The organism is Nesterenkonia sp. F, assembly GCF_000220985.1.
GTDB lineage: Bacteria > Actinomycetota > Actinomycetes > Actinomycetales > Micrococcaceae > Nesterenkonia.
In genome coordinates, this window is record NZ_AFRW01000007.1 from 1 (window position 1) to 3,777 (window position 3,777).

Consider the following 3,777-nt stretch of genomic DNA (forward strand, 5'->3'; position numbering starts at 1 on the left):
GGAGGAGATCTACGACGGCGAGCTGATGCGTCTGCCCGACGCCGCGCAGCTGACCGGCCAGGGCCGCCGGCTGACGGTGGAGTCGCTGGCCGAGTCGTCGGCCGCTCCGAGCGCCGGCGACGTCGCCGACTCGCCGACCCGGGAGGTCAACCGCGTCGTCGACCTGGTCTTCGAGCACATCCGGTCCCGGCGGGACGCCTCGCTGGCGGTGATCACCGGCTCGGAGCGCCACGCACGCCGGGTGGCCGATGCGCTGAAGGTGAACCTGGCCAACCACTCCTGGGCACGCGGCTTCTTCGAGGCCGACGGGCGCGAGCGGTTCGTCGTCGCGCCGGTGGAGCGGGCTCATCATCTGGTCCGTGATCAGGTGATCTTCTCGCTGGGCTTCGGCCGCGGCGTGACCGGCGACCCGGTGCGCGAGTTCGGCGCGCTCTCCGGCCCCCGGGGTCGTGAGTACGCCGCCGTCGCCGCCACCCGGGCGCGCGAGCAGCTGCGTCTGGTGACCTCGCTGACGCCCGAGCAGGTCGACGCCGCGGCGCTGGAGCCGGGGGCGGCGCTGGTCATGCGTCTGGTGGAGCGAGGCCTGCGCGACAGCGGCAACCCGTCGGCCTCGGCGTCGCTGACCGACCCGCTGGTGCTGGATCTGGTCGATCGCATCCGGGCCCGCGGCGGTCGTGTCGAGGACGGCTTCCACGGCACGCTGGATCTGGCGGCCTGCCCGCGCAAGATCTCTCCGCAGGTGCCGGTGACGCCGGTGGCGATGGTCTCCGACGGCACTGACGGCTATGCGGCGATGTCGGTGCGCGAGCGCTCCCGGCAGAACCCCGAGCAGTTCGAGCAGCTCGGCTGGACCCATGTGGTGCTCTGGACCATCGAAGTCTTCACCGACCCGGCGCGCTGCACCGAGATGGTCGCCGAGAAGGTCGGTCTGGCCGCCGGCCCGGAGTTCGCCGAGCACGGTCGCATCGCTCTGAAGACGACCGGGGCACTGGCCGACCGCGAGCCGGAGGAGGCCGTCGGGGCCCGCGTGCGCTTCGGCGGGGCCGCCGACGTCGACGACGAGGACTCCCGACGCCGCGTCACGACCTGGCCGTCGCCGCGTCAGCGCGGCCGGCACACCTGACCCGATGCCCGAGGACCGAGGCGAGGACGTCGCCGGGGCGGAGGACGCCGAGCAGCCGAGCCCCCGGGACCCGGGTGTTCGCGCGGCACGACGCGGGCGGCGCGGGGCGCGACGGGTGGTGGCTCCGGCGACGTCGGGCCGGCCCGAGGCCGAGGAGGCTCGGCGGTTCCACTCCGCCTCGGCCGACGGCGACGTGGCGACGAGCGATGCGCCGGGGCGCGATGCTGACGGCGAACGGAGGGTGCGGCCGACGTCCGCGGCCCGCGAGGCGAGCGCGCGGACTCCCGGAGCGGCCGGGGACGGCAGTCCGGAGGAATCGGCGAAGGCCCCGATGAAGCGTGTGGCTCGTCCGGTCGAGGGGACCGAACGGCTGAGCCCGCGCGACCGCTGGATCCTCCAGGAGCGTCCGCCGCACTGGTGAGTCTCTCCGGGGCCTTCCTGCACAGGCCCCGGTCTTCGCGCCAGACACGCCGTGATATCCACAGGACCGGGGCCGCGGCTGGTCGACCTGGCCTCCTGCGGCGACGCTGGAGTCATGAGCACAGCCGCCCGTCGATCCGTCGTCTCCGACCCGGTCTCCGCCCCAGCCGTCGGTTCCTCCTCGGCGCCGTCGCATCCGCCGACGTCGCGTCGAGCCCGACGCCTCGGTCAGCAGCGGCCGATGCGTCTGCCCGCCCCGCCGCGTCCTGCTCCGGCGCCCGATGCATCGGCTCCGTCCCCGCCGGGCCGCGGGGACGGCCCGCGTCCCGTGGGGCGCGGTCATCGGTCCGGTCGCAGGGTCGGTCGACGGCCCGGCGGCCGGCCGGCCCGGCGACTTCGAGGAGAGCGTCCGCCGAGGGTGGCGCGCCGGCTCCGCGGTTCCTCGCCGACGCGTGTGGTGCGCCGGATGCGCCTCCCGCTGGCGCTGCTCTTCGCCTGCTGCGCGGTGGCCGCGGGGATGCTCGCCGGCGGTACGGCGCCGCCCGGAGAGGTGGTCACCGTCGTGCGCACCACCGCCGAGGCCGCGGTGGGCGAGACGTTGGAGGCGGCGCAGCTGGAGACGGCCCGGGTCGATGCGGATTCTGTGCCGGTCGGGGCCGCGGCCGCCGAATGGGGTGGATCGGGCGAGAGCGGGGGCGAACCCGACGAGGGGTCGGGGGACGCCGGAGGGGATCTCCTCGACCGACTGGCCGGACGTCAGGCGGCCGTGCCCCTGCCCGAGGGCGTCGTGGTCCTGGAGTCCCAGCTCGTCGGACCGGGGCTGCTCGACGGGCAGGCGGGGGACGTGGTGGCCATGCCTGTGCGGCCCGCCGACACGGCGCTGGTGGGGATGCTCACCCCGGGGCGTCGGGTCGATGTGCTGGTCTCGGGATCAGGACCGGAGGCCATGCCGCCGGCGGAGACGGTGGCGGAGGGGGCGCCGGTGCTCTGGACGCCGCAGAGCGCCTCCGACGACTGGCTGCCGGCCGACGGACAGGCCGGCGAGGTGGTGATCCTCGCTGTGGAGCCCGAGGTCGCCGAGACGCTGGCCGAGGCCGCCCACCGCGGTCGCATCGACCTCAGTCTGGTCGAGTGAGCGGGGGCGGACGGTCCGATGCGTGCCGATCAGGAGGAGGCGGCCTGGGTGCCGGAGGAGCTCGTGGAGCCGGAGGAGCTCGACGAGGACTCGGAGCCTGAGGAGCTCGTCGACGACTCGGAGGAGCTCGACGAGCTGGACGAGTCCGACGAGGACTCGCCGGATGAGCCGGATGAGGAGGTCGACGCGCCGTCGGAGGACGAGCTGGAGCCGCGGGAGTCGTTGCGGTAGAAGCCCGACCCCTTGAAGGTCACCCCGACGTTGCCGAACTTCTTGCGCAGCGTGCCGCCGCACTCGGGGCACTCGGTCAGCGAGTCCTCGCTGAACGACTGGACGATGTCGAAGGCGTGGCCGCAGTCCTTGCAGCCGTAGGCATAGGTGGGCATCGCGATTCCTCGGAGGACAGGTCATGGCGGCGCGTCCGCCGCCGGCGGATCGGGCAGACGCTCCATTCTATACTGCGCGGCATCCCGCGCTTGCATCCCCGTCGGGGGACGACGTACCGGCGGCCGAGGCGGTCAGCCCGTCGCGTCGAGCCGCACCAGGCCGTGCGCGGCGACCGCTCGGGTCACGCGGAGATCATGCGATTCGACCGGAATGTCGCCGGCGGAGAGCAGCTCCTCAGGATGGACCACGGCGATCCGTTCCGGACCTGCGGCACCCTCCGGATCGGTGTCCATGCCGTCCTCGGAGGTCTCGAGGCCCGGTCCCAGCAGGCGGTCGTAGTAGCCGCCGCCCTGCCCCAGCCGCACCCCGTCGCGGCCGACGGCCAGCGCCGGCACCAGCATCACGTCGACGTCCCGGGGAACCTCCAGCGCGACGGGGTCTCCGGCGGGCTCGTCGATGGGGAACTGCCGACTGCGCCGCATGGTCGTCTCCGGGGTCCACAGGACCCACTCCAGTCGGGGCTCGGGACCTGGGACGACACGAGGCAGCAGCACTGTGCCGCCGCGCGCCCGATGGGTGGTCAGGAACGGGCCGACATCAGGCTCGCCGGTCATCGGCCGGTAGGCGGCCACGATGGCCGTCGGGCGGATATGCGCCTGAAGCACCGCAGCGAGCTGGTCGGCGCGGCGGGCCTGCTCCACGGCGTCGAGCC

Annotated in this window: 4 protein-coding genes and 1 pseudogene; 3 read left to right on the top strand and 2 right to left on the bottom strand. The window is 74.3% G+C overall.

What is annotated here, in order from left to right:
* From GU5_RS17145 to GU5_RS16115, 3 genes and pseudogenes are all read left to right on the top strand, one after another.
* Positions 1-1,123, top strand: a pseudogene (locus tag GU5_RS17145) (AAA family ATPase); the annotation flags it as partial.
* 4 nt (positions 1,124-1,127) lie between these two features.
* Positions 1,128-1,544: a hypothetical protein gene (locus GU5_RS0100495; protein ID WP_139084243.1), complete on the top strand. Its 417-nt coding sequence runs from the start codon at positions 1,128-1,130 to the stop codon at positions 1,542-1,544.
* Positions 1,545-2,009: 465 nt separating this feature from the next.
* Positions 2,010-2,678 (top strand): RcpC/CpaB family pilus assembly protein, encoded by a 669-nt coding sequence (locus tag GU5_RS16115; protein WP_139084244.1) that lies wholly within the window; start codon positions 2,010-2,012, stop codon positions 2,676-2,678.
* Between the two features lie 29 nt (positions 2,679-2,707).
* On the opposite strand, the gene GU5_RS16540 is transcribed toward GU5_RS16115, so the two are convergent.
* The gene (locus tag GU5_RS16540; protein WP_010523622.1) at positions 2,708-3,064 is read right to left on the bottom strand and encodes an FmdB family zinc ribbon protein; all 357 of its coding nucleotides are present in this window, start codon (positions 3,062-3,064) and stop codon (positions 2,708-2,710) included.
* Between the two features lie 132 nt (positions 3,065-3,196).
* The coding region (locus tag GU5_RS13245; RefSeq protein WP_010523623.1) for a 5-formyltetrahydrofolate cyclo-ligase at positions 3,197-3,777 on the bottom strand (581 nt) is incomplete at its 5' end.

What these genes read in the sequence shown, in the direction of transcription:
- GU5_RS0100495 (WP_139084243.1), top strand. Translation starts at nt 1,128, where the DNA reads ATGCCCGAGGACCGAGGCGAGGACGTCGCCGGGGCGGAGGACGCCGAG.
- GU5_RS16115 (WP_139084244.1), top strand. Translation starts at nt 2,010, where the DNA reads ATGCGCCTCCCGCTGGCGCTGCTCTTCGCCTGCTGCGCGGTGGCCGCG.
- GU5_RS16540 (WP_010523622.1), bottom strand. Translation starts at nt 3,064, where the DNA reads ATGCCCACCTATGCCTACGGCTGCAAGGACTGCGGCCACGCCTTCGAC.